This is a genomic window from Pedobacter sp. SG908, from assembly GCF_011759615.1.
GTDB lineage: Bacteria > Bacteroidota > Bacteroidia > Sphingobacteriales > Sphingobacteriaceae > Pedobacter > Pedobacter riviphilus.
On the sequence record NZ_JAAOYY010000002.1, the window covers coordinates 398,845 to 424,706 of the forward strand.

Here is a 25,862-nt window from a genome sequence, read left to right on the forward strand (position 1 = left end):
AAAATGTCTGTTAAGATAGGAAATATAGATTTAGGTGAGTTCCCGTTATTACTGGCTCCAATGGAGGATGTAAGCGATCCGCCGTTCCGTTATGTATGCAAAAAAAATGGGGCCGATATGATGTACACTGAATTTATTTCTTCGGAAGGCTTGATCCGTGATGCTGCAAAAAGCAGACAAAAGCTTGATATTTTTGAATACGAAAGACCAATTGGCATCCAGATTTTTGGTGGTGATATCGATCACATGCGCGAAGCCTCAGAAATTGCCTCTGCAGCAGGGCCAGACCTGGTTGACATTAATTATGGCTGCCCGGTTAAGAACGTAGTATGCAAAGGCGCAGGCTCCAGTCTGTTACAGGATATTGATAAAATGGTAAAGATGACAGAGGCTGTTGTTAAAGCTTCACATTTACCTGTTACCGTAAAAACCCGCCTAGGCTGGGATGATAATACAAAAAACGTTTACGAGGTTGCCGAGCGACTTCAGGATGTGGGTATCCAGGCCCTTACCATCCATGGCCGCACCAGGGCACAATTATACAAAGGCGAAGCAGATTGGTCACTTATCCGGGAGATTAAGCGTAATCCGCGCATCAAAATCCCAATTTTTGGTAATGGCGACGTAGATAGCCCTGAAAAAGCAGCCAACTGGCGTATGGAATATGAGGTAGATGGCATCATGATCGGCCGTGCGGCAATCGGTTACCCATGGATTTTCCGCGAGGTAAAACACTTTTTTAAAACAGGCGAACACCTTGCCGGGCCAACCATTGAAGAACGTATTGAAGTTTGTCGTACACATTTAGATAAATCGCTTGAATGGAAAGGGCCTAAAACCGGAATTTTCGAAATGCGCCGCCACTATGCAAACTATTTTAAAGGCTTACCAGATTTTAAACCTTACCGCATGCGTTTGGTGGCCGAGCCTGATATCAACAACATTTACAGTATTTTAGAAGAAGTGGCAGAAAAATTTGCCGACTATGATGCCACTAGAGTACTGGCTTGATTTTTGAAAGCTTTTTTTATACATTCGTAAATCACCATGGTTACAGCTATTACAGACGGAGTTAAAGTTTCGGTAGAAACAGTATACCAGCCAGAATATTCAAATCCGGCCAACGAGCATTATATGTTCGCTTATCGCGTGGAAATTTCTAATCTTTCTGATTATGCTGTGCAATTAATGCGCCGCCAATGGTTTATTTTCGATTCGAACAGTAGCCGAAGAGAGGTAGAAGGAGAGGGCGTTGTGGGTCTACAGCCAATTATTCGGCCTGGCGAAACACACGTATATGTTTCTGGATGTAACCTCAAAACCGATATGGGCAGTATGAAAGGTGCGTACTTAATGAAACGCGACATTGATGGATCAGAATTCGAGGTTGATATTCCAGAATTTCAATTGATTGCTCCTTATAAATTAAATTAATTCTTAATTCCATTTTGCCACAAATCGTCATTTCTTCCGTAGTGTTCCAAAGGAACTCCTTTGGAGGAGAAATCTATAAAGTTTAATTTGATCCAGAGCTCTCTCTCCCGAAAGTTCGGGATTGCACTCCAGTTGAGATGACAAGACCTTTTAGTATAGATGAGGGGTAGAAAAGCAATTTCAGTGTTCCATTTTTAGGCTATTCCTGCTTTCCGCTATAGTCCCTCTTTTCAATCGGGAGCTGCCGCTGCAATCAGGTTTAGACCGCAGTTTTGCTGCAACTATTAAAGGTTTAACAGCATGATGCCTGCAATTTTTTGTACACCCTGCAACCCTAAATAGTATTACTAACCTAGCCACATAAACCCGATCAAAGCGGGATGCCGATTTTTTCTATCGGCAGAAGCGGGAGCGGGACCGAAGCCTACCTAAGCACCACAAAACCTGCTTTCCAAATAGATATTTTAAATATAGCCATCACCCTGAACCGAGCCTCAGCGAGCTCACCGAAGGTAATTTATTTCAGGGTCTATCTGATCGAACAGATGCTGACCACAAAGTAGCCATTAGACCTTTAAAACAATAAAAACTGCTAATAAAATAAATTCAGCATGACGATCGAGTTAAAATTAATAACCAAAAACGGCCAGGATTAACCCGGCCGCTCTGTGCTTTTCATAATTAGATATCTCCTTAATCTCTGCTTCTTCCAAAAAGCATCGATGCGTAATACAATAAATTGGCTAATGCACCAACAGCTGCTACTACATAAGTCATGGCTGCCCACCAAAGTGCATCTTTAGCCTGCGCATTTTCTTCTTGTGTTTGCATTACACCGTTATTATTTTTTAACCAGGCCAATGCACGGTTACTGGCATCAAATTCGACTGGTAGGGTAATGATACTGAATATGGTTACCAGTGCTAAACCTACTACACCAATCGCTAAAACAATTGGATTTCCGGTAAAGCCTATTAACAATACACCAATTAATAATACCCATTGTAAAAGATTAGATGATATACTTACCACCGGAACCATACTGCTTCTTAACTGAAGCCAGTTATAAGATTTTGCCTGTTGTACGGCATGTCCACATTCGTGCGCCGCTACAGCCGCGGCTGCTACGCTTCGGCTATAGTATACATCTGTACTTAAATTAACGGTTTTATCTGATGGATTGTAATGATCTGTTAGTTGTCCTTCGGTACTCATCACCTTCACGTCGTATATCCCATTATCATGTAGCATTCTTTCTGCTACCTCTTTGCCCGATAAACCTGAGCTAAGTTGCATTTCAGCATACTTAGAAAACTTATTTCTAAATCGCCATTGTACAAACATGCTCAGCAATAGTACCGGGATGATTAATATTAAATAAACTCCCATTTTCTTTCTGTATGTTTTTCGTTTAACACATATCAAAAAGCGTTCCCATATTATTTGACTGTTAAAAAATGGTACATTTATACTATGCCAACAGTATTTTCATATTGGGAGAAGGAGTCATTTTTTACTTACGATATCATTATTATCGGTAGTGGAATTGTGGGTTTAAATGCTGCCATACAACTTAGAAAAACTGCTCCGGCTTTAAAAATTGCTATACTTGAAAGGGGCTTTTTACCAACAGGCGCCAGCACCAAAAATGCGGGTTTTGCATGCTTCGGTAGCATTTCTGAACTGATTGAGCAAGAAGCATGTACTGGTTTAGATGGCCTGGCACTCCTTATAGAAAAACGCTGGAAAGGTCTGCTTAAACTGCGCAATTTATTAGGAGATAAAACCATTGATTACCAATGTTTAGGAGGGTACGAATTATTTAAAAATGATGACATTTTTCTGGCTGACACATGTGTATCCAAAATTGAACATTATAACCGTCTCATTAACGATATTGCTGGAGCTAATGCTTTTGCCCAAGCCAATAAGAAAATTGGTTCCTTTGGTTTTAAAGGTATCAGAACTTTAATCGAAAATAGGTACGAAGCACAGATTGATAGCGGTAAAATGATGTCTGCCTTAATTCAATATGCACAAAAACTCGGCGTTAGTATATTTAATAATTGTCTGGTAGATCAGATTCAGGAAAAAAACAAGGCTATACAGTTGGTAACCAAAAACGGAAACTTTTTCTGTAAACGGCTAATTGTAACTACCAATGCCTTTGTAAAAGATTTATTTCCCGATGTTGATGTTAATCCCGGCCGTGGCCAGGTTTTAATTACCAAACCCATTAAAGATTTAAAAATAGCAGGTACCTTCCACTACGATAAAGGTTATTACTATTTTAGAAATATAAATAATAGAATTCTATTAGGCGGTGGCAGAAATATCGATTTTAAAGCGGAAGAAACAACCGAATTTGGCCAAACAGAGGCCATTCAGCTAGCATTAGAAGATTTATTAAAAAATGTCATCCTCCCTAAAGTCAATTATGAAATCGATTACCGCTGGAGTGGCATTATGGCTTTTGGAAAGATTCTGGAACCACTTATAGAAGAGGTTAAACCCAATATATTTTGCGCTACAAGATGTAATGGCATGGGCATCGCCATTGGTGCGCAAACAGGAGAAGATGTGGCAAATCTGCTGCTGAAAAGCTAATAGCTTTTTTTACCACAAAGAAAACGGAGAAAAACCACAGCGCACGCTGAGTTCATTTTTCAATTTACTGTTATATTTCTGTTTTTAAAGACCCTTCATTGCATTTAGGATAACATTTTCTGATAAATTTAACTTCGCTGAGCACCTCGTGGTTCTTGGTTAGGTTGCGCTTTACTCAAAAAAAATGACAGCCATATCGATCAGTCGCCAAAGGCTAATCACTTATCTACTTAAACACAATGGTCTTATTTCCACTCACAAAAACCCGGTCTTCAAAAATAAGCTCCAGAGCTTCTAAAAGCACTTTTTTCTCTATTTCTTTTCCTGCCCGAACCATTTCTTTTACCCCAAAATTATGATCGATGTGGTTAGTATGTTGTGTAATGATCGGACCTTCATCCAAATTATCGGTAACAAAATGGGCAGTAGCTCCAATAATTTTCACGCCACGCTCAAAAGCTTGCCGGTAAGGATTGGCGCCAATAAAAGCAGGTAAAAAGGAATGGTGAATGTTGATGATTTTACCTGCATAATCTTTTACAAAATCAGCAGAGAGGATTCGCATAAATTTAGCCAGCACCAAATAATCTACCTCAAATCGATTAATAATAACTTTAACTTCAGCCTCAAATTCACTTTTATCCTTATTGGTATGATCGACATAAAAATAAGGAATACCCAATTTTTCCGTAAAATCTCTCAGGCTTTCATAATTGCCTATCACACATTGTACGTTGGCCCCCAAAGTTTTGAATTGGTTTTTAATCAGTATCTCCGCTAAACAATGATACTCCTTGGTTACCAAAACAGCAATCTGTTTTTCCTGTTGAGTAATTAAATTTACCTCAGCAGCATTTGGCAGGTTTTCTAAGAGCTTTTCCTTTAATTTTTCTGCATCCCCCAGGTTTCCGGTACAGGCAATACGGGTAAAAAACGATTTATTGGCTTCGTCTACAAACTCTCGCATGGCGATAATATTCAATTGGTGTGCAGCCAGCACGCGGGTAATATTTGTAACTAAACCAACTTGATCGGGGCAGGATATAAGGACTGTTAATGCGTTCATTTATAAAATACTAATGTCCAATTATAGAAATTTTTTTCCGTTATTTTCCGTTCACAATAACTAAAATTTTTTGGTATATCTATTTTAAATCTTCATTTTTACTAAAATTTTTATCATTATGGAGATTGCGGGTATTGCTTTACTAATCGTTATTTTAATAGTTCTGGTTATTTTATTATTGAAAAAACCACAAGCTGCTCTTTCTATTATCTCTGCAGAAGATTTCGAAAGAACAAAAAGTGAAAATGAATCGTTAAAAATCAGCTTGGCCAAGGCAGATGAACGTGTTTCTAATTTATCTGCCGAAAAAGAACACATTACTGCGTTACTTAAACAAGAACAGCAACGCCTGATTGATGAATTACAGGCTGAGCGCGACCGGCTGGCCGATGCCAACCGTGAACTGGAAAGTACCAGATCTTTTTACCTGTCCGAAAAAGAAAAACTTGCCGAACAGAGGCTAAGTTTTGAGCAGTCGCAAGAAAAATTAAACAAAGATTTTGAATTAATTGCCAATAAAATACTAGATGAAAAATCGAGCAAATTTGTTGAGCAGAACCGGACCAACTTAGATATTATCTTAAATCCTTTGAAAGAAAATATTAAAGCTTTTGAAGACAAGGTAGAAAAGGTTTACAAAGCCGAATCGGATGAAAGAAATACGTTGAAAGGTGTAATTTCTTTATTAATGGATCAAAGCAAACAGATTCAGGAGGATGCCAATAATTTAACCAAAGCCTTAAAGGGCGATAGTAAAAAACAGGGTAACTGGGGAGAGGTAATTCTGGAAAAAGTTCTGGAACGTTCTGGTTTAGTACGCGATCAGGAATACCGCATTCAAGCCTCGCATATATCCGCCGAAGGCGGTCGCTACCAGCCCGATGTAGTGATTGACCTGCCAGACAACAAACATCTTGTGGTTGACGCTAAGGTATCATTGGTAGCTTATGAACGCTCGGTATCTGCAGAGACGGATGAAGAGCGTGAAGGCTACATAAAACAACATTTAGCCTCAATTAAGAATCATATCCAGGAATTATCTGCTAAAAACTACCAGGATTTATATAAAATCAATTCTCCCGACTTTGTATTGTTATTTGTACCGATCGAATCTTCTTTCAGTATTGCAGTGCAAAAAGATGCCGAACTATTCAATTTTGCCTGGGATAGAAGAGTAGTAATTGTGAGTCCGTCAACGTTATTAGCCACTTTACGCACTATTGCCAGCATGTGGAAACAGGAGCGCCAAAACCGGAATGTGATGGAAATTGCCCGTTTAAGTGGCAGTATGTATGATAAGTTTGTGGGTTTTATTTCAGACATGGAAAATATTGGCAAACATCTCAAAAACGGACAGGATGCCTACGATAAAGCCATTAACAAATTGTCGGTAGGTGCCGGCAATTTAACCAATACTTCAGAAAAGATTAAAAAATTAGGTGCGAAAACGACCAAACAGATAGATACAAAGTACTTGGATTTGAATGAAACGCAAGATTTATAGGTATGTCAAAAAAAGAGGCGAAGCCTCCCGATTTTTAGAAAAATTAGCATTTAAAAAGTGCTTGCCAAAACCTGTAAAATTAGTAATTTTTTACGAGACGCTTTGAACGATTTTTTTTTAAATTTTCTATCTTTCAGTGAATACTTTAGTCTTTTTTGAATTTTAAAAATAGTCGTTACGAGAAAAATGTTTTGCTGACGATACCCATCTGCAACAGGTAGGCAATCTTAATGCAAATCAAATAATTTCTCTTCATTAATGCTTTTATATCTCAAGATGATATCCTTTTCGTCTTTAATCCAACATTCTAACGCTGGATTATTATTTACAATTGAATCAGAATAATTTATAGCTTCTTCATAATGATCAAAGTAGCTAAGAGTCTCACCAATTCCTAAGAACAATTCCAATTTTGTATTATATACATGCCCTGTATTTAACTCAGCTATTAGTACCTTATATGCCATATTAAAAGCTTGTGATTTGGTTAATCTATCTTTGATCTATGCTTACCAAAATAATATATAATTCCAAAACAGAGAACAAGTATACTTGTAACCCATAAATAATAACCAGAAGAAAATGATACTATTTTTCCGTTGGATCCACTTTCAGAAATCAATATTTCCTCCCAACTCGAAAAAGAAATGGCCAATAAACTGGAAATCAGAATAAACAATATGGATACCTTTTTATTTTTTGCAAATAAAAATAATGCTATGAAATAAAATGGGTTAGCTAGCCAAATTAAAAATTCTGCAGTACCACCACCAAATAATCCGATTCCACCAATTAGCAAATAGATAAATGATTGATCAGATTCCAGACCTCTACCGCCATCAAAAACAAAGGCTGGTCTAATCAACGAAAAAATAAAAAGACCAACACTTAAATAAATTGCTGGTCTTTTCGAATCATAAGTGAATATTTTCATTTACTTATTAAAAGCGTTCCAGCCCTGAGCCTTCAGCTCGTGTACTTTTTCTGATTTAGAAACCATTTTACAACCAGAATTTTTATCGGTAACATGCCCAATCACGGTAATATCTACATCATGTTTCAGTTTTTTATAATCATCCTGGCTAATGGTAAATAATAACTCATAATCTTCACCACCGCTTAATGCACAAACTGTTGGATCTAAACCTAATTCACGGGCAGTTTCATAAGTCATTGGATCTAAAGGAATTTTCTCTTCATAAATGGTTATTCCTTTACCTGATTGTTCTGCCAAATGCAAAATTTCGGAAGCCAAACCATCCGAAACATCGATCATCGATGTTGGCTTAATATTCATTTCATCTAAAAGTGCAACAATATCCATCCTTGCTTCTGGTTTTAATTGTCTTTCGATGATATAATCTTTACCTTCTAAATCGGGTTGTATCTGTGGATTTTCCAGATAGATTAATTTCTCTCTTTCTAAAATTTGCAGGCCTAAATAAGCACCGCCCAAATCGCCAGAAACACATAATAAATCATGTTCTTGAGCACCATTTCTGTACACCACTTTATCTGCATCGGCATAACCAATACTGGTAATACTGATTACCAGGCCTTGCTTGCTTGATGAAGTATCTCCACCAATTAAATCGATGTTATATTTGTTGCAAGCCAGCTCAATTCCTTTATAAATTTCTTCAACAGCCTCTAAGGGAAATTTGCTCGACAAACCCAATGAAACTGTAATTTGACTTGCTTTTCCATTCATGGCATAAATATCACTCAAATTTACCTGAACAGCTTTGTAACCTAAATGCATTAAAGGCACATAAGCCAGGTCGAAATGGATTCCTTCCAACAATAAATCGGTCGAAATTAAGATCTGTTTTCCCTTAGCATCTAAAACAGCTGCATCATCACCAACACCTTTTACCGAATAATCGTTTTTAATTTTAAAATTAGCTGTAAGGTGTTTAATCAACCCAAATTCGCCTAATTCATTAATATCTGTACGCTCTTTATTTTCAAACATAAATTATATTACAATTATCGTCATGCTGAAACAAGTTCAGGGTGACGGATTATCTATTTAATATTCCCCATCCAATTTTTACCCTCCGTAAACCGGGCAATTAACATAGCCGCAACATTATCGCCAGTAGCATTTAACAAAGTAGCCATCGGATCAACCAGAGTTCCAATAATCATGGCTGGTGGTAGCGCTTCTGGTGGTAATTGATAAGCCGAGATCATTAATAACTCACCAATATAACCTCCATTTGGTATTCCACCTTCCACAATACTTACTAAAACAGTAATACCCAGTGCCAAAATAATGGTATCAACATGTACTAAATCTTTACCAAAAATGGCAAAAACAACAGCAATTTTAACAATGGAACTGATACTCGACCCATCCTTATGCAAGGTTGAACCTAATGGAATCGTCACATTTGTGATGTAGGCTGGTACCCCCATTTTTGTAGTCCCTTCTAAATTCGCCGGAATAGTGGCAATACTGCTGCAGGTTCCGATTGAAGTTAAAGAAGGCACTATATTATTTTTCCAAAATACTTTTATGGCTTTAAATCCACCTGCTACAAAAGCATATAAGGTGAAAAAGACGATAAAATAAAATGCGCCTACACCGTAATACAAACCTAAAGCTTTGGCATAAGTTCCAAAAAGCTGTGGGCCAAAAACCCCTACCTGGTAAGCAAAATAAGCACCCAAACCAATCGGTCCTAATTTCATAATCAAAATGATGAGTTTTTTCATCACTTCATTACCCGAAACCAAAAAATTCTTAAAGCCATCGCCCTCTTTCCCGGAATATAACGTAGAAAAACCAACCAGTACTGAAAAAATAATCAATGCAAGCATGTTTTTCCTACTTCCGATCTCGAAAAATTCACCAACTGTTAAAAGTTGTGTCATTTGTTCACCAAACGACTGTATTTTCTCAGGTTCAGTTGGTAAAGGCGAATTTCCTAACTGTTGATGAATAGGAAATATCCATGTAGCAAGCAAGGTTAAAACTGCAGAAATAAGAATGGTAGAAAGAAATACCAAAACCATGATGGTTAACAATCTTCCTAATTTCTTGGTTCTATCGATATTTGCAATTGCTGAGGAAACCGCAAAAAATACCAATGGAATAACTGCGGTAAACAACAGGTTTAAAAATATATCTCCTAATGGTTTTATACTTTCAACGCTTTTCCCAAAAATTAAACCCACAATACTTCCAACAGTTATACCTGCCAAAAGCCATAGTAAGCCCGAGTAATTTTTAAGAATGTTGCTTTTTTCCATAAATATTTCAATAAACCTTACAGGTTTCAGAAACCTGTAAGGTTTGTAAATTTTTACAAGCCCAGTTCCGCCGAAATATCCAGCATTCTTTGGATCGGTTTACGTGCCTGTTCAATAATATGCTCTGGAACAGTTACTTCTGGTAAACCATTTTTAATACATAAATATAGTTTTTCTAAAGTATTTCTTTTCATGTATGGGCAATCGTTACAGGCACAGCTGTTGTTTGGTGGCGCCGGAATAAATGTTTTCGTTGGATTTGCCTTTTCCATCTGGTGGATAATTCCACTTTCGGTAGCCACAATAAATTCAGTAGCTGGATTGGTGATGGTGTATTTTAAAAGTCCCGTAGTTGAACCGATATAATCGGCCATTTTTAAAACCACTTCTTCACATTCCGGATGCGCAATAAATTTAGCGTTCGGATGGCGTTCTTTTAGCTTTGTAATTTTCTCCTGCGAAAAAATCTCATGTACCATACAGGCACCATTCCACAATACCAAATCGCGTCCGGTTTTCTTTGCTACATAAGCACCTAAGTTACGGTCAGGGCCAAATATTATTTTTTGGTCTTTAGGTAAACTTTCTACAATCTGTACCGCATTTGTACTTGTACAAACAATATCACTTAAAGCTTTTAATTCAGCCGTGCAGTTTACATAAGTGATTACCAGGTGATCTGGATATTTTTCTTTAAACTTTCTAAACAAATGTGGCGGACAACTGTCTGCTAATGAGCAACCTGCTTTTACATCTGGCAATAAAACAGTTTTATTAGGCGATAAAATCTTTGCCGTTTCGGCCATAAAGTGCACACCGGCAAACACAATTACATCAGCATCTGTTTTAGCAGCTTCTTGCGATAAGCCTAAACTATCGCCAATATAATCCGCAATATCCTGTATATCAGGTTCCTGATAATAATGTGCAAGGATTATGGCATTTTTTTTCTTTTTTAATTTCTCAATCTCTGCGAAAAGATCGAGCGTAGGATCAATTTCCTCTTCTGCGAAACCTTTTTTATTGATTTCTTCTAAGACATCTATGTTCATTTTAAAATTTTCCTTTTTTGAATTTTGACGTTGGTCAAAGATAAAGCTTTCCACGTCTCAATAATTAATAAGTATTTTTAAATAAATAAATCTTGTTTGTTTATTAGTGTGTTAGTATTGTTGACAAGTTTCAAAAAAAAGTTCTTTTATATAAGTTGTTAATCGTTTACTAACATTTAGATTACATTTCTCTAATATCATGAGTTTGATTTTCAGCACTATCGAAAAGTCGCTCAATTTTTATCAATACTGGAATGTTAATTGTTTATAAGTGGGTAAAAAGTTAATTACTTGTACAAAGGTGCTCAAAAATTACTTAAAAGATTGTGGCAAATTGTCTTTTTAGAGTAGCTTTAAACATTCAAATTTATTTGTTAGGATAATTTAGACACAGAGTTAACATTTACCAACTAGTTGTTAACATCGTGGATAAAGTAAATGTTTTTATTAATGAGAAAAGTAGATTTTCTGGTAATTGGTTCAGGTATAGCGGGTTTGAGTTTTGCGCTTAAGGCAGCAAAGTTTGGTAAGGTTTTAATTGTTACTAAGTCGAACGAAGACGAATCGAATACAAAATACGCTCAGGGCGGTGTAGCAGTTGTGGTAGATAAGGGTGATTCTTTTGAGAAACATATTGAAGATACCTTGATTGCAGGCGATGGGTTATGTGATAAAAAAATTGTGGAAATTGTTGTAAAAGAGGGGCCTCAGCGTATTCAGGAGATCATTGATTATGGGATAAATTTCGATAAGGACAACTCAGGTTTCTACGATTTGGCCAAAGAAGGGGGGCACTCTGAACACCGCGTTTTGCACTATAAAGATATCACCGGATACGAAATTGAAAGGGTGTTATTGAAAGAAATTCATGAGAATAGCAACATAGAGATATTAACACATTACTTTGCACTAGAGTTAATTACCCAGCATCACCTGGGTGAGTTTGTGGATAAACGTACCGAAGATATTAACTGTTATGGTATATATGCCTTTAACACAGAGCTTAACGATGTGGAAAAGATTGTGGCAAATGTGACTGTGATGGCTTCTGGTGGTGCGGGACATGTGTATTCGGCCACAACAAATCCGGTTATTGCAACAGGCGATGGTATGGCAATGGTTTACCGGGCAAAAGGAAAAGTGAGGAATATGGAGTTTATTCAGTTCCATCCAACAGCTTTGTATCATCCTGGAGAGTATCCATCGTTTTTAATATCGGAAGCTGTAAGGGGTTTTGGTGGTGTTTTAAGGAGAAAGAATGGAGAGGAATTTATGCATGAATATGATGAGCGTAAATCGTTGGCACCACGTGATATTGTAGCCCGTGCGGTAGATAATGAAATGAAAAAATCGGGTGATGATTTTGTTTACCTTGATATCACCATGCGTAAGAAGGCAGACATTCTGAAACATTTTCCTAATATATATGCGAAGTGTTTATCAATAGGGATAGATATGACGAAAGATTATATTCCGGTTACACCTGCATCTCATTATATGTGTGGTGGTATTCTGGTTGATGAATACGGTCGCTCTTCAATTAAGAACTTATATGCATGTGGAGAGTGTTCTTCAACAGGTTTGCATGGTGCTAACCGTTTGGCTTCCAATTCATTATTAGAGGCTACTGTTTTTGCTCACCGTATTTATCAGGATGCTATAGAGAACTTCAAAAATAATGTTATTCCGGATCATATTCCTGAGTGGGATTCGAAAGGTGTTACCCAAAGCAATGAAGATGTATTGGTAACGCATAATCTTCGGGAGCTACAAAAAGTTATGGGCGATTATGTAGGTATTGTTCGTTCCGATTTTCGTTTAGAGCGGGCACATCGCCGCTTGTTTTTAATTTATCAGGAAACAGAAGAGTTTTATAAGAAGAATAAGGTTTCGGTTAAACTTTGCGAATTAAGAAATGTAATTCAAACTGCTTATCTGGTCATAAAATCTGCCATGCAAAGAAAAGAGAGTAGGGGCTTACATTATACTACAGATTATCCTGAACATGCCAAAGAATTGGTAGATACTGTTTTTTAAATAGTATCGTCATGCTGAATTTAGTTCAGCATCTACATATCATAAATACAATACTTAAAAGACCCTGAAATAAATTCAGGGTGACGTAAAATAGAGTTATGCCTTTAATACTACCTGTAAAAGATAAATACCCTGAAATTGGAAAAGACAATTTTATTGCTGAGAATGCCACAATAGTGGGTGATGTAATAATAGGCGATAAATGTTCAGTATGGTTTAATGCTGTAATTAGAGGCGATGTAAATGCTATTACGATAGGAAATGAATCAAACATACAAGATGGTGCAGTAATTCATGCAACTTACTTAAAAGCCTCAACACATATTGGTAACAGGGTATCTGTTGGGCATAATGCCATAGTACATGGCTGCACTGTAAAGGATAATGTTTTAATCGGCATGGGTGCCATTGTAATGGATCATGCTGTTATAGAAGAGTACTGTATTATTGCCGCTGGCTCTGTTGTGTTAGAAAACAGCATTTGCGAAACGGGTTATTTATATGCTGGTACACCTGCAAAAAAAATAAAGCCCATTACTGATGAGCAAAGGGCTTTATTGAATAAACTGCCTGATAATTATATCATGTATTCGGGGTGGTTTACCACGTGATAGACCTCATTTATATTTTATTACTAAGAGTCGTCACCCTGACCTGTAGCGCAACGGAAAGCTACGCAGTAAACCGAGCCTTAAGCGAGCTCACCGAAGGTAATTCATTTCAGGGTCTATCATACTAGAAAGATGCTGAAATAAATTCAGCATGACGTAATGTAGTAGTATTTAATCACTTTTAGGGGGTGCAGGTATTACTAATGGATCTTCTCGTTCCCAGTTGGGTTTTAAATCCATCAAAGCCTTTAAATACCAAACTTTTTCAGGTTGATACCCTTCTTTAACATTTCCAGTATCCCATATTCCATTTTTATTATCATCGTAAATTACCCTGAGCATATATTTGCCTGCTGGATATTTAGAAAAAGTAACTTTAGTATTTTTGCTGACCGGAAAAGATTTTATGATATCTTTTTTTTCATTTAGAAACTGCACAACATAGCTTTTTGAAGTATCTGGAACAGTTACATTTAATACCAGCGTAGTATAAGCATCTTGACTTTCGAGCGAGAAACGTTTGGTTATATCTTTATTTTTAGCGTTAAATATAGCAGTAAAAGCACCTGCAGCTAATTTTAAATCGTAGGTCCTTTTATTTTTCCAGGGGTATTTAATGTAATATTTAAGAAAATCTACACTGTCTTTTACTACTTCAAAAGTTGTCCGTTTTACAGAATCTTCTAAAAGGATGATTTTAGATGGATCTGCAGCAACCATTGGAAAAGGGAAGTTTAAGGTTAACTGTTGAAAAGGGTTTAACTTGCCGCCCAATAAGTTATCAGAAATAACAACATCGCGTGTATAAGTATCTTTTTTACCCCTTGTAAAATTTAAAGTCTGTAAAACTTTGCCTTGATCTTGTATGGCAACTTTAACCGAATCAAAACTTAAGTCTTTTAGCCATATTTTGGCAGTATCATTATTTTTAGTGAAATGAACAAACTTTCCTACGTCTACAGCTGGTGGATCCGTAATGGTTATTTTAGGGCTTTTAAGCTGCTGATTGAATGTAATTGATATACTACCGTCATTATTTAGTTTTCGATCTAATACGCGAAATTCTGGAGCAAGTTCTTTAAAGATTTGCAAATCTATGTTTTCTATATTTTTATCAATGACGATGGGCTCCTTTATAAATCCAATTTCATCAGAAATCTGTTGGTATATTTTATCGCCACCACCGCTACTCTCTTTAAGTGCATAAACTTTATAGGTACCTTTTCTTAGGTTATTTAATTTATAGGTTCCAGCGCTATCAGTAGTGGTGTAAATTGATGGACGTTTTTTTCCAAAAATAGTATCTCTTTCCAAAGGTAAAATAAACACGGTAGCTTCTTTTTCAGGTTCGTCACTTAGTGCATTGATTACTTTGCCACTTAATGATAAAGAATCTATTTCCGGGCCGGTAGAAAAAACATAAGATAAATTTTTAACTACATTTCCTTCGTTAACATCGGCTATGGATTTTCCGAAATTTAAAGTATAGGTAGTATTTTTTTCCAGAGAATCCTTAAGATTAATTTCTAATCTTTTTTGTCTCTTTTTTAACTCAGGAAGTTTTTCCTGATCGGGAGAAATGGAAAATTCTTTAAACTCATCTTTAAGATTAAAATATTCATCAAACTCGATTACAATTTTTTTAGCATTAAAATTCCTGGTTTGATTTTTTGGAGTCATGCTTAAAACTTTTGGTGGCTTCGTATCTTTTGGTCCACCTTGTGGAGTTTGGATACTTGCACAACCAAAAAATAGGAGCAGGGCTAATACAACCGCTAAATTTTTAAGGTTAAAATACTGAGTTTTTAAATTTGGCATATTTTAAACGTTCTGACGGATTTTTATACTTTTTGGAACTACAACATTAAAAAATATTTTTTTTAGCTTATATCGCTTTATTTTAAGTCTGTTTTAAAATAGTTAAAATATTGATTATCAGCTACTTATTGATATAAACCATTAAAACCGATATATCTGAAGGTGAAACACCCGAAATCCGTGAAGCCTGACCTAAAGTACGTGGTTTGATCTTAAATAATTTTTCCCTGGCCTCTTTTGAAATGGAAACAATTTTATTGTAATCAAAATCTGGTTTAATTTCTTTGTCTTCCATCTTCAGCATTTTGGCTACAATTTCATTTTCTTTTTCAAAATAACTTTCATATTTAATTTTGATTTCGGCCTGTTCAATGGTTTCGTTATCCAAATCTTTTGTTGCTTCTGCAAGAGGTTTACTCACTTTAATCAAATCAGGTAAACCAACATGAGGCCTGCCAACCAAACTATGTATTTTTACATTTTGGTTTAAAGGGTTCGATCCTAAACTTTCGAGCATTGGATTTGCATCACTCATTTCAATCCCTTGATTTCTGGTGAACTTAACTAAAGCATCAGCATTTGCTATTTTCTGATTTACTTTTTCTAAACGTTCATCAGAAATTAAGCCCAGTTCATGGCCAATAGGAGATAAGCGGATATCAGCATTATCTTGTCTTAATAATAAACGGTGTTCCGCTCTTGATGTAAACATACGATAAGGTTCTTCGGTTCCTTTCGTTACCAGGTCATCAATTAAAACACCAATATAACTGTCTGATCTTTTCATGATCAGTTCATGTTTATCTGTAATTTTTTGGTGTGCATTTATACCTGCCATGAAACCTTGACAGGCTGCTTCTTCATATCCTGTAGTTCCATTAATTTGTCCAGCTAAAAATAAATTATTGATCAATTTAGTTTCTAGTGTTAAAGACAATTGAGTAGGTGGGAAGAAATCGTACTCAATGGCGTAACCTGGTCTAAACATTTTTGCTTGCTCAAAACCGGGTATTAACCTTAAGGCTTTAAATTGTACGTCCTCCGGAAGTGAGGTTGAAAAACCATTTACATAAATTTCGCAAGTGTTCCATCCTTCGGGTTCAACAAAGATCTGGTGTCTGTCGCGTTCGGCAAAACGGTTGATTTTATCTTCAATTGAAGGGCAATATCTAGGTCCCAAACCTTTAATCCTTCCTGTAAACATCGGCGATTTTTCAAAGCCTTCTTTTAAGGTTTCATGAACATCTCCGTTAGTATAGGTGATCCAGCAGCAACGTTGGTCTGTCGAAACTTCCGTATCAGTGTATGAAAATTTACCTGGGTTTTCATCTCCCCATTGTTCTTCCATTTTAGTATAATCCAAACTTCTTCCATCTACACGCGGGGGAGTGCCAGTTTTCATTCGGCCAGCTTCCATGCCCAATTCTACCAGTTGTTCAGTAATCCCTGTTGATGCTCTTTCAGCTGTTCTACCTCCTCCAAATTTCTTTTCTCCAATATGCATTACACCGTTCAAGAATGTTCCATTGGTCAATACTACTGCTGTACTTTCTATCTCGATACCTAAAGAAGTTTTAACACCGTATACGGTATTGTCTTTCACCAATAAGCCTACTACACTGTCTTGCCATATATCAAGATTTGGTGTTCTTTCCAAAGCTAAACGCCATTCTTCTGCAAAGCGCATTCTATCAATCTGTGCTCTTGGACTCCACATGGCAGGGCCTTTTGATTTGTTGAGCATTCTAAATTGAATTGTTGATTTATCGGATATAATACCTGAATAACCGCCCATAGCATCAACCTCGCGAACGATCTGTCCTTTAGCTACTCCACCCATGGCGGGGTTACAACTCATTTGGGCAATGGTGCCCATATTCATTGTTATTAATAAAACAGATGATCCTAAATTGGCAGCAGCAGCAGCAGCTTCACAGCCTGCGTGTCCGGCACCAACAACAATCAAATCGTATTTTGAAAACATTTTATTTTGTATTTATTAAATGTTTCACGTGAAACATTTAGTATGGTATGTTAGTATTATTAAAAAAAAACTTAGCGATCCTTCGGCTATGCTCAGGATGACACGTCGTTTATATTGCTAATGTTCCACGTGAAACATAACGCGGAAAATAGCTTTGAATTGTGATTTTGTTATTCTGAAAGTTCAAGCCAGCGCATGGTGAAATCGTCAAGCTTTGCCTGAAGCAATTCTATTTCATTAGAGACTTCTTGAATTTTTACATAATCGGTTGCATCAATTTTAACCAGGCTTTCGTTTAGTGAAGCTATTTTGTGTTCCATTTCTGCAATACCTTTTTCACTATCTTCTAATTCTTTTTGCTCTTTGAAGCTTAGTTTTTTTACTGTTTTAACTGGTACTTGTTCTACTGGGGCAGGGGCTTTTTTGATTTCTGTTTTTACTTTGGGTTGTTCTAAACTTAAACGATATTCTGAATAATTGCCATTATAAATTTTAACCACACCTTCGCCCTCCATGATAAAAAGTTGATCACTCATTTTATCGAGCAGGTACCTGTCGTGAGAAACCAGCATTAATATGCCCGGAAAGTTTTCTAAAAATTCTTCGAGAACATTCAGGGTATCAATATCAAGATCATTCGTTGGCTCATCCAAAATTAAAAAATTTGGATTTTGCATCAGCACTTTCATCAGGTTCAAACGCTTTTTTTCACCACCACTTAATTTTTCAACCATGCCATGTTGTTTCTTCGGCGGGAAGAGAAATAAGGTTAATAGGGCAGAAGCAGTAATTACAGAACCATCAGCCATCTTGATATATTCGGCATCTGATTTTACAATATCGATTACTCTCTCTTTTGGGTCGAAAGTTAAACCGCCCTGTTTGTAGTAGCCGAAAACAGTAGTTTCACCCGTGTCTACTTTACCTGCATCTGGTTTCAAATGGCTGGTAATAATATTTAATAGCGTGGATTTTCCTGTTCCGTTTTTTCCAGCCAGGCCAATACGATCACCTTTTTTAAAGGTATAGCTAAAATCGTTGATGATCGGACGTCCGTCGAATGCTTTTTGAATGTGCTCTAGTTCAATAATCTTCCCACCTTGACGTGACATCTTCATTTTTAACGTAATACTCTGATTGTCAGACTTTTTCTTCGATTTTTCCTCCAAATCGTAAAAAGCATCGATCCTGGCCTGAGATTTTGTCGCTCGGGCCTGTGGCATACGTCTCATCCACTCTAATTCTTTCTTTAATAGCTGTTGGTTCTTGTGTAAAACCGTTGCGTCTAAAGCCTCCCTTTCGCTTTTCTTTTCCAAGAAGTAAGCATAGTTTCCGTTATAGTTAAATATTTTTCCTCTATCCAGCTCTACAATGGTATTGCAAACATTATCCAAAAAGTACCTGTCGTGGGTAACGAGTAAAATTGTTTTTTGTCCGGTAGTTAATAATTTCTCCAACCATTCAATGGTATCTATATCCAAATGGTTGGTCGGCTCATCAAGCACCAAAATTTCCGGATCTTCAATTAAAAGTTTTGCAAGGGCTAAACGTTTCTTTTGTCCTCCAGATAGGGTAGATATTTTCTGTTGAAGATGAGTAATGCCCATTCTGTTTAAAATGGTTTTAATCTCATGTTCATATTCCCAGGCATTGTGTTCGCTTAATTCTTCGTACAAACGGTTAAGCGTTTTTTCGTCTGGATTAGGGTCTTCAATTAATTCTTCATATTCCTTAATCAACTGTTGTTGTTTATTTTCCAGCGAGAATATGTGGTCGCTAATAGAGAAACCTTCAGTAAATTGTGGCTCTTGATCGAGAAAACCGATTTTAACAGCTTTATTTTTTACAATTTTACCTTCGAGCGGAGGGAACCTTTCTACCAATAATTTCAAAAGGGTACTCTTACCTGCGCCATTAATTCCAACCAACGCTACACGCTGACCAGAGTTAATACCCAAGGTTAAATTTTTAAATAGCCATTCGTCATGATAACCATGCCCTAAGCCTTCTGCCGCAATTAGTGTGCTCAATTTTTTTGTATTTCGGATTTATAAAGGAAAATTAGTGCAAAAGTAAGTATAAAATATTTGGAACGGCATAATCAAATTGTAAAGCATTCTGGATCAGGTTAAAAATGGCGTATTATTGATTATTGTATCGCTGTGGAAGTACGATTTTAATATACCAGAATCAGTGTGCTATTGAGTATCTTGGTGATGGGTATAAAAGAAAACAGCGGTCGGACTCGCTCCACCGCTGCTTCAATCATTAACTAAAACTAAACTTTATCTTTGTATAATCGCCGGAATATAAAATTTTAGCGCATTATGTAATTGTTGTTTTTTGAATATAAGACTACAGGAGACAGTAAAAGTTGCAGGGAAATTTGCTGTATTATACCAGTAGAGCGTAATTATCGACGAACGCCAGTAACATTTAGACGAACGCCAATAAAAATAATCGAGAATAAAGGAAGTATTTGGCTTTTTAGTTTGTATTAGTCATGGCCTTCTGATCAGATAGCTGTGGATCTTTATAACATGAACGATGCTGACCAGATAGTAGCTAAGAGACAATTGGAAATACTATTTCTACTTGTAAAACAAGTTCGGCATGACGGTCGTATTGGAAGAATAGGGAAAAGAGCAATTAAATTAGCCATCAGAATGACACCGCTAGAAAGAAAATAGTAGCTTAAACTAAGCCAACCTCCACTCTGTAACCCAGATACTCATCTTCTTTTTGGGTCATAAGGGTTTTAGCTGCTTTTCCTTTGTCTTTGTAGCCCAGTAAATGCAGGGTGCCGTGGATCATAATGCGACAAACCTCATCAAATTCCTGTGTTTTGAAGGTTTTGGCATTTTCTTTAACGCGCTCAATGCTGATGAAAATATCACTTACAATCTGTTTTTCTTCTTCAGAATTATCGAAAGTAATGATATCGGTGTAGGTATCGTGGTTTAAATATTGTTGGTTGATGCCCAAGAGGTATTCGTCGCTACAGAAAATGAAATTGAGTTCCTGCAAATTAAAGCCTTCTTTTTCAATCGTAGCTTTAATCCACTTCTTTATCTTAAGCTTCTGAGGGAGATTATAACTAACTGATTCTGTGAAAAACGATATTGCAGGCATGTTGTAGTGTTTATGGCTGCAAATTTAAGAAATATTCCAATAGCCGTCATGCTGAACTTGTTTCAGCATCTTTTTAACGAAGACCCTGAAATAAATTACCTTCGGTGAGTCGCTTAAGGCTCGGTTTACTGCGTAGCTTTCCGCTGCGCTACAGGTCAGGATGACGCCCTCCTAGTGCTATCGTTCCATATTCAACGATTTCAAATATTCAGCGATCTTGTTTTTATAGTAATAATTTAAACTTGGAGGTAGTTTCTGCAGTATATCACTACCGTTTTGTTGCTGTTTTTTAAACTGATCCACCATTTTTTGATAAGATGGCGGGAACTCCTTCGCCGCTTTACTTTCGCGTTTTGAATCCTCTTCCTGATCGCGTTCAGCTTTTTCTGCTTCAAGTAACTTTGTTAAGAGATCTTTTTGCCTGTTTAAGGTTTCTTGCTGCAAACGTTTATTAACCAGGTCGCTCTCGGTCTGTTTCATTTCTTTAATGGCTTCGTTTAGGTTGCCCATTTTACCTGTACCGTCTTTGTTCTCTTCACGGTTGATCTTTTCCAACGCCTGGCGGATCATCTGTTGCTGCTGGGCCATCTTACCAAACTCCTGGCTCATTTGCCCTTTGCCCACTTTACCTTGATTATCTCCCGATTTTTGCATTTGCTCCCTGGCCTTTTGCATACTTTTGTTCAACTGTTCCTGCATCTGTGAAAGCTGCTTCATCCCTTGCTTTTGTTTTTTTCCACTACCGCCCTTACCGTTTTTCTGCATATTTTGCAGCTGACTTAGCGCTTCGCTTAACATCAAGGTTAGGTTATTGATAGAGGTCATGGTAAATTGCTGAAAACGGTTAGCCTCTGGGGTTCTTCTGTCGCCCAAACTTTCCAAACTTTTATCGAGGTTAAAATTAATCTTGTTCATTTCCTCGTTAACAGTCGATTCTATCTGCGGAACACGCTTGCTTAAGCTATATAGGCTATCGGCAATTGTTTTAAGGTTATCTTTAATGCTGCGCTGTTTCTGAACATTGCTGGTATAAGATGGATCTGCCGCAGTCATTTTCTTTAAAGCAAGCATTACCTTTTCCTGATCGAAAGAGGTGGTCAATAAGTTTTCCAGTAACCGACGTAATTCCTTGGCATTCAGGTTGTTTTCCATTTCTTCGCCCTGCTGCTGCATATCGCTCATTTTTTTGGATAGTTTTTCCATCTGTTCGCCAGCTTTTTGTTGTTTCTGGCTTGCATTCTTCGAATCCTTCTTGTCTAAAGCTTCTTTACTATCCTGCTGTTCTTTTTGTATATCCTGCACATCTTTTTCAGGATTTTCGAAAGGATTTGGCCTTTCAAGTGATTGATTTTTTTCTTCCAGTTTTTTTAGATCATCTTTCAGATCTTTCATCTCCTTGTTAAGCGCATCCTGTTTTTGCTTTAACGATTCATTATCCTGTTTTTTATCTTTAGTTTGCTGAGCAAGTTCCTTCTGTTCTTTAGCCAATTCATTTAAACGATCGATATCGGTTTGAAGGTTTTGTTCAAATTCTAATTGTTTGTAGAGTTCTAAAATCCTGTCGAGTTCATTTTTGAGGGTTTTATTGTCCAGTTGCATTTTTGAGAGCTCGTTCTGCGTTTGGTCTTTATTTTTCTCATTCATGAGGTTTTGCAGCTTCTGCAAAAGTTCTTTTGTTTTCTCATCCAGCACATTATCAAACAGGTCTTTAATCTGTTTTTGTTTTTCCAGAAGCTCTTCCGTTTGTTTTTGGTCTTCCTGTTGCTGAATATTTTTATCGTTCTGCTCCTTAATTTCTTTTACAGCTTCATCAAGCTGTTTTTGTTTGTCTAAAAGGGCTTCAATCTGTTTTTTATCTTCAAAAGAAATCTGTTTTTTATCGATGAGGCTTTCGGCCACCTTTTTACTTTCTTTTTCGATGGTATTGGCCAGGCGTATGGCCGACTGCATTTTCTGTTTTAAAGCCTGGTTGCTTGCATTTACCTGTTCGGCGGTTTCCTTTTTGGTAGGTTGTTTAAAGGTTTTGATTTCAGATCGGGTAACTTTTGCCCCATTTACACCGTCATTATCGGCTACTTCGAAATAATATTCAATCTCCTGACCAGGTTTGGCAGCAGCAGCTTTTAAATCCCAGAAATAGAAAAAGGTATTTTCTGTTGCATTGCTTTTAATGGCAATATTTTTGGTAACTGTACCCACAATGCGGTTATTTTCTTTGATGTTGTATTTAAAACTTAAGCGGCTAAAACCATAATCATCAGTAACCTGACCACTGAAATACAAGGCTTTAGTACTAGCCGAATCTGATTTTTCTTCTACAGAAATCGCCGGAGCCTGATCTTTAACTACTGTAATTTGGTGCGAAAGCGAATCTCTAATTGTAACGTATTGGTTTTTAGGTGTAACGCTATATTTTGAATTATTTTTAATTGTAGCCCTAAAATTTGCTGCATCATCATTGATTTTAAGTAGGTTTTCGGTTCCGTTTATTATGAATAGGAGTGCACTGCTTTTTTCAGTCTTAAAATTCCAGTTTACCTGGGTACCTTCTGGTAAAAGTATATCGCCTACATTCGAAATAGTTTCAGGTTTTTTACCCAGGTAGGCAGGGAAGGTAAGTGTTGCCGTTGCGTTTAACAATTCGGGGCGGGGCTTAACTGTAACCGTAAAAACTGAAGAACTAAAACCACCTCCTTTAAAAACCAATTTTTTATCGGTTTGGATATTTTTAATGTGATAATTAAACCTAGTGGTACCTTCTTTTTCGGCTTTGTAGGTGTTTTTACCGTCTTCTACATAAATTTCGGCCGGTAATTGATCACCGGATAATTTTAGATTGATGGTTACATCTTCACCTTGTGTAACCGTTAGGTTTTTATTTAAAACTGTAAATGCAAAAGGTGCTTTTGGCGCAATATATTCATCGTACTTAAAAAAACTGTTGGTGCCTTCGCGTAAAATAGTGGGTGCGATAATGGCAATTAACAGAATAATAGAAAGGGGAATGAAAAGATACTTTAAATACTTGCGGTTATCGTTAATGCTAATGGCCGTATAAAAAGGAACAGGTTTAAGCTCCAATATTTTTTGATCGATGCTGGCTAGAATGAGGTGGTTATTTTCAGGATGATTTTCGGATAAATGATGAAGTTGTAAGGTATTCAACAGTTTATCCTTAATATCGGAAAAGTGATTTCCGATGATAACCGATGCTTCGTCGAAAGTAAGGTGTTTGCCCAATTTTAGCATCGAAAGCAAGGGTTTGATAATCAGAAAGCCAACAAGTAAGGCCCCAACAAGTAAATAGGCAAAAAATACAAAGGTTTTAAAAGCAGCACTTGGATTGAGGTAATAAAGACTTAAAAAAACAACGAGATATAGCCCTAAAAGTATGGTAGCGGCATAAATGCTCCCGCGCAGAATTTTATTCAGGTAAAATTTGCGGATAAACTCATCTATCTTCCGTAATAAATCACTGTAGTTATTGCTCACCATATCACCGTAAATGTAAAAATAGTTCTAGTCAATTGAAAGAAACCATAGAAAGGTAACGCGTTTATTTCAAATAGTTTATCAAGCGAGCCTTGTTTTTTGATTGATTTGGAAAACAATGGCCTGTGTTTCATGGAGGCCATCATCCCGCTTTTGCTACAACAAAAGCGGAAAAAGCTTTTGATTTCCGCGACTATCAGGTTTATTGAACAAAGACTGACTTACCTAAAAACAGCACATTAATTTAAAAATCTTTATCTTGTTTTTATTAATACAAAGGTTACATAGATTTTAAACTAGTATTCTGATAAAAATCTACTTTTGATTTTTTGTATAATCATACCAAATATGAAACGAGTATTTATTTCTGCACTAATGTTATTCATTTTTACTGCCTCTTTTGCTCAAAAATTTAACTGGAATAAAAACCAGGTAATTGCCCATCGTGGAGCATGGAAGAAAAATAATTTTCCTCAAAATTCTATCGCTTCTTTAAACGAAGCCGTAAAGCTGGGTTGTTATGGATCAGAATTCGATGTGTGGATGACTGCAGATAATGTTTTGGTAGTTAATCACGATCCTGAGTTTCAGGGTTTGGTTATCGAGAAAGTTAACTATGCCGATTTATTGACCAAAACCATGAGTAATGGCGAAAAAATCCCAACGCTCGAAGCCTATTTATTGGAAGGTAAAAAGCAGAGAACAACCAAACTGATTTTAGAGATCAAACCTTCGTTAATTAGTAAAGAGCGCGGAATTGAGGTGACCAATAAATGTGTTGAAATGGTTCAGAAACTCAAGGTAGTAGAGTGGACGGAGTATATCAGTTTTGACTACGATTACTGTAAACGTATTTTAGCACTCTTGCCAAAAGCAAAAGTAGCCTACTTAAAAGGCGAAATCAGTGCCGAACAAATGAAAGCAGATAAATTAACAGGTGTTGATTATCATTTTAGTGTTTACCAAAAAGATGGATGGATTGAAAATGCCCACAAATTGGGATTAACCGTAAATGCCTGGACGGTAAATACTGTTCCTGAAATTCAATGGCTTTTGGCACACCAGGTTGATTACATTACTACTAACGAGCCAGAGTTAGTTTTCGAAGAGCTTAAAAAAACACCTGTTGCAGCAGGTTGGAAGCTGAAATGGGCTGATGAATTTAATGATGCCGGATTACCTTTGGCAAAAAATTGGAGTTACGATGTTGGTGGAAAGGGCTGGGGCAATAACGAACTTCAATATTATACCGATGCAGATAGCACGAATGTCGCTGTAAAAAAAGGGAATCTAAATATTACTGCTGTAAAAGCAGACAAGGAAAACAACCATTATACTTCGGCCAGATTAGTAACGAAAAATAAATTCGATTTTAAATACGGAAGGGTAGAAGTTCGGGCGATATTGCCTAAAGGTAGGGGCTTATGGCCAGCTATATGGGCCTTACCAACCGATTCGAAATACGGCGGCTGGCCAAAAAGTGGCGAAATTGATATTATGGAACATGTAGGTTATGATCCGGATAGCGTTCATGGAACAGTGCATACCGAAAAATTTAACCATGTAATCAAAACACAGGTGGGCAAGGCTTTAAAGGTTGAAAATCCTTATAGCGAATATCATATTTATGCTGTAGAATGGTTTGCCGACCGCATTGATTTCTTTATCGATAACCAAAAATACCTCACCTTTAAGAATACCAAAAAAGGATCGGGCGACTGGCCTTTCGACCAAAATTTCCATATTATTTTAAATCTAGCTGTTGGTGGTGGCTGGGGTGGAAAAAAAGGAGTGGACGACACTATTTTCCCGGCGACCATGAAAGTTGATTATGTAAGGGTATTTCAGAAATAATGGTTTGCCAGTT

General features: G+C 36.8%; 19 protein-coding genes. 7 read left to right on the top strand and 12 right to left on the bottom strand.

The window, feature by feature from the left end; translation table 11 throughout:
- The first annotated feature begins 3 nt into the window (after window positions 1-3).
- Both dusB and apaG read left to right on the top strand, forming a co-directional pair.
- Window positions 4-1,011, top strand: coding sequence for a tRNA dihydrouridine synthase DusB (gene dusB / locus FHT21_RS16670; protein ID WP_167295899.1), 1,008 nt, complete (start codon window positions 4-6; stop codon window positions 1,009-1,011).
- A 36-nt stretch (window positions 1,012-1,047) separates the two neighbouring features.
- Window positions 1,048-1,434, top strand: coding sequence for a Co2+/Mg2+ efflux protein ApaG (gene apaG / locus FHT21_RS16675; RefSeq protein WP_167295900.1), 387 nt, complete (start codon window positions 1,048-1,050; stop codon window positions 1,432-1,434).
- 693 nt (window positions 1,435-2,127) lie between these two features.
- Here the strand turns inward: apaG and FHT21_RS16680 are convergent.
- On the bottom strand, window positions 2,128-2,823 hold the full coding sequence (locus FHT21_RS16680; protein ID WP_057930995.1) for a zinc metallopeptidase: 696 nt from the start codon (window positions 2,821-2,823) through the stop codon (window positions 2,128-2,130).
- An 84-nt stretch (window positions 2,824-2,907) separates the two neighbouring features.
- Here FHT21_RS16680 and FHT21_RS16685 point away from each other — a divergent pair, with 84 nt between their 5' ends.
- Entirely contained in the window at window positions 2,908-4,041 is a 1,134-nt protein-coding gene (locus FHT21_RS16685; RefSeq protein WP_167295901.1) for an FAD-dependent oxidoreductase, read from the top strand.
- A 226-nt stretch (window positions 4,042-4,267) separates the two neighbouring features.
- Here the strand turns inward: FHT21_RS16685 and purU are convergent, their stop codons facing one another.
- The gene (gene purU / locus FHT21_RS16690) at window positions 4,268-5,107 is read right to left on the bottom strand and encodes a formyltetrahydrofolate deformylase (RefSeq protein WP_167295902.1); all 840 of its coding nucleotides are present in this window, start codon (window positions 5,105-5,107) and stop codon (window positions 4,268-4,270) included.
- A 118-nt stretch (window positions 5,108-5,225) separates the two neighbouring features.
- Here purU and rmuC point away from each other — a divergent pair, with 118 nt between their 5' ends.
- Complete coding sequence (rmuC, locus tag FHT21_RS16695) at window positions 5,226-6,611, top strand: DNA recombination protein RmuC (protein WP_167295903.1); 1,386 nt, start codon at window positions 5,226-5,228, stop codon at window positions 6,609-6,611.
- A 227-nt stretch (window positions 6,612-6,838) separates the two neighbouring features.
- Here the strand turns inward: rmuC and FHT21_RS16700 are convergent, their stop codons facing one another.
- The 5 genes from FHT21_RS16700 to nadA are packed head-to-tail and all read right to left on the bottom strand — an operon-like array spanning window position 6,839 to window position 10,975.
- Window positions 6,839-7,078, bottom strand: coding sequence for a hypothetical protein (locus FHT21_RS16700; protein WP_167295904.1), 240 nt, complete (start codon window positions 7,076-7,078; stop codon window positions 6,839-6,841).
- Window positions 7,079-7,098: 20 nt separating this feature from the next.
- Window positions 7,099-7,545 carry a hypothetical protein gene (locus tag FHT21_RS16705; protein WP_167295905.1) on the bottom strand — a complete coding sequence of 149 codons (447 nt, stop codon included), beginning with the start codon at window positions 7,543-7,545 and terminating at the stop codon, window positions 7,099-7,101.
- Window positions 7,546-8,586, bottom strand: a complete 1,041-nt coding sequence (thiL, locus tag FHT21_RS16710) for a thiamine-phosphate kinase (RefSeq protein WP_167295906.1) — start codon at window positions 8,584-8,586, stop codon at window positions 7,546-7,548.
- A 53-nt stretch (window positions 8,587-8,639) separates the two neighbouring features.
- Complete coding sequence (locus FHT21_RS16715; RefSeq protein ID WP_190327028.1) at window positions 8,640-9,869, bottom strand: dicarboxylate/amino acid:cation symporter; 1,230 nt, start codon at window positions 9,867-9,869, stop codon at window positions 8,640-8,642.
- Between the two features lie 53 nt (window positions 9,870-9,922).
- Entirely contained in the window at window positions 9,923-10,975 is a 1,053-nt protein-coding gene (gene nadA / locus FHT21_RS16720) for a quinolinate synthase NadA (RefSeq protein ID WP_255524502.1), read from the bottom strand.
- A gap of 396 nt (window positions 10,976-11,371) precedes the next feature.
- On the opposite strand from nadA, the gene nadB reads away from it, so the two are divergent.
- Window positions 11,372-12,958: an L-aspartate oxidase gene (nadB, locus tag FHT21_RS16725; RefSeq protein WP_167295908.1), complete on the top strand. Its 1,587-nt coding sequence runs from the start codon at window positions 11,372-11,374 to the stop codon at window positions 12,956-12,958.
- Window positions 12,959-13,056: 98 nt separating this feature from the next.
- Window positions 13,057-13,569, top strand: a complete 513-nt coding sequence (locus tag FHT21_RS16730; RefSeq protein WP_167295909.1) for a gamma carbonic anhydrase family protein — start codon at window positions 13,057-13,059, stop codon at window positions 13,567-13,569.
- 171 nt (window positions 13,570-13,740) lie between these two features.
- Here the strand turns inward: FHT21_RS16730 and FHT21_RS16735 are convergent, their stop codons facing one another.
- The 5 genes from FHT21_RS16735 to FHT21_RS16755 all read right to left on the bottom strand — a co-directional run bounded on the left by FHT21_RS16735 (window position 13,741) and on the right by FHT21_RS16755 (window position 23,998).
- Window positions 13,741-15,387 carry an Ig-like domain-containing protein gene (locus FHT21_RS16735; protein ID WP_167295910.1) on the bottom strand — a complete coding sequence of 549 codons (1,647 nt, stop codon included), beginning with the start codon at window positions 15,385-15,387 and terminating at the stop codon, window positions 13,741-13,743.
- Window positions 15,388-15,508: 121 nt separating this feature from the next.
- Window positions 15,509-17,371 (bottom strand): tRNA uridine-5-carboxymethylaminomethyl(34) synthesis enzyme MnmG, encoded by a 1,863-nt coding sequence (gene mnmG / locus FHT21_RS16740; RefSeq protein ID WP_167295911.1) that lies wholly within the window; start codon window positions 17,369-17,371, stop codon window positions 15,509-15,511.
- A gap of 170 nt (window positions 17,372-17,541) precedes the next feature.
- Entirely contained in the window at window positions 17,542-19,401 is a 1,860-nt protein-coding gene (locus FHT21_RS16745) for an ABC-F family ATP-binding cassette domain-containing protein (protein ID WP_167295912.1), read from the bottom strand.
- A gap of 664 nt (window positions 19,402-20,065) precedes the next feature.
- Window positions 20,066-20,503, bottom strand: a complete 438-nt coding sequence (ybeY, locus tag FHT21_RS16750) for an rRNA maturation RNase YbeY (protein WP_167295913.1) — start codon at window positions 20,501-20,503, stop codon at window positions 20,066-20,068.
- A 177-nt stretch (window positions 20,504-20,680) separates the two neighbouring features.
- The gene (locus FHT21_RS16755; protein WP_167295914.1) at window positions 20,681-23,998 is read right to left on the bottom strand and encodes a DUF4175 family protein; all 3,318 of its coding nucleotides are present in this window, start codon (window positions 23,996-23,998) and stop codon (window positions 20,681-20,683) included.
- Window positions 23,999-24,343: 345 nt separating this feature from the next.
- On the opposite strand from FHT21_RS16755, the gene FHT21_RS16760 reads away from it, so the two are divergent.
- A complete protein-coding gene (locus FHT21_RS16760) occupies window positions 24,344-25,849 on the top strand; it encodes a family 16 glycosylhydrolase (RefSeq protein WP_167295915.1) in 1,506 nt (501 codons plus the stop codon).
- The last annotated feature ends 13 nt before the right edge of the window (window positions 25,850-25,862 follow it).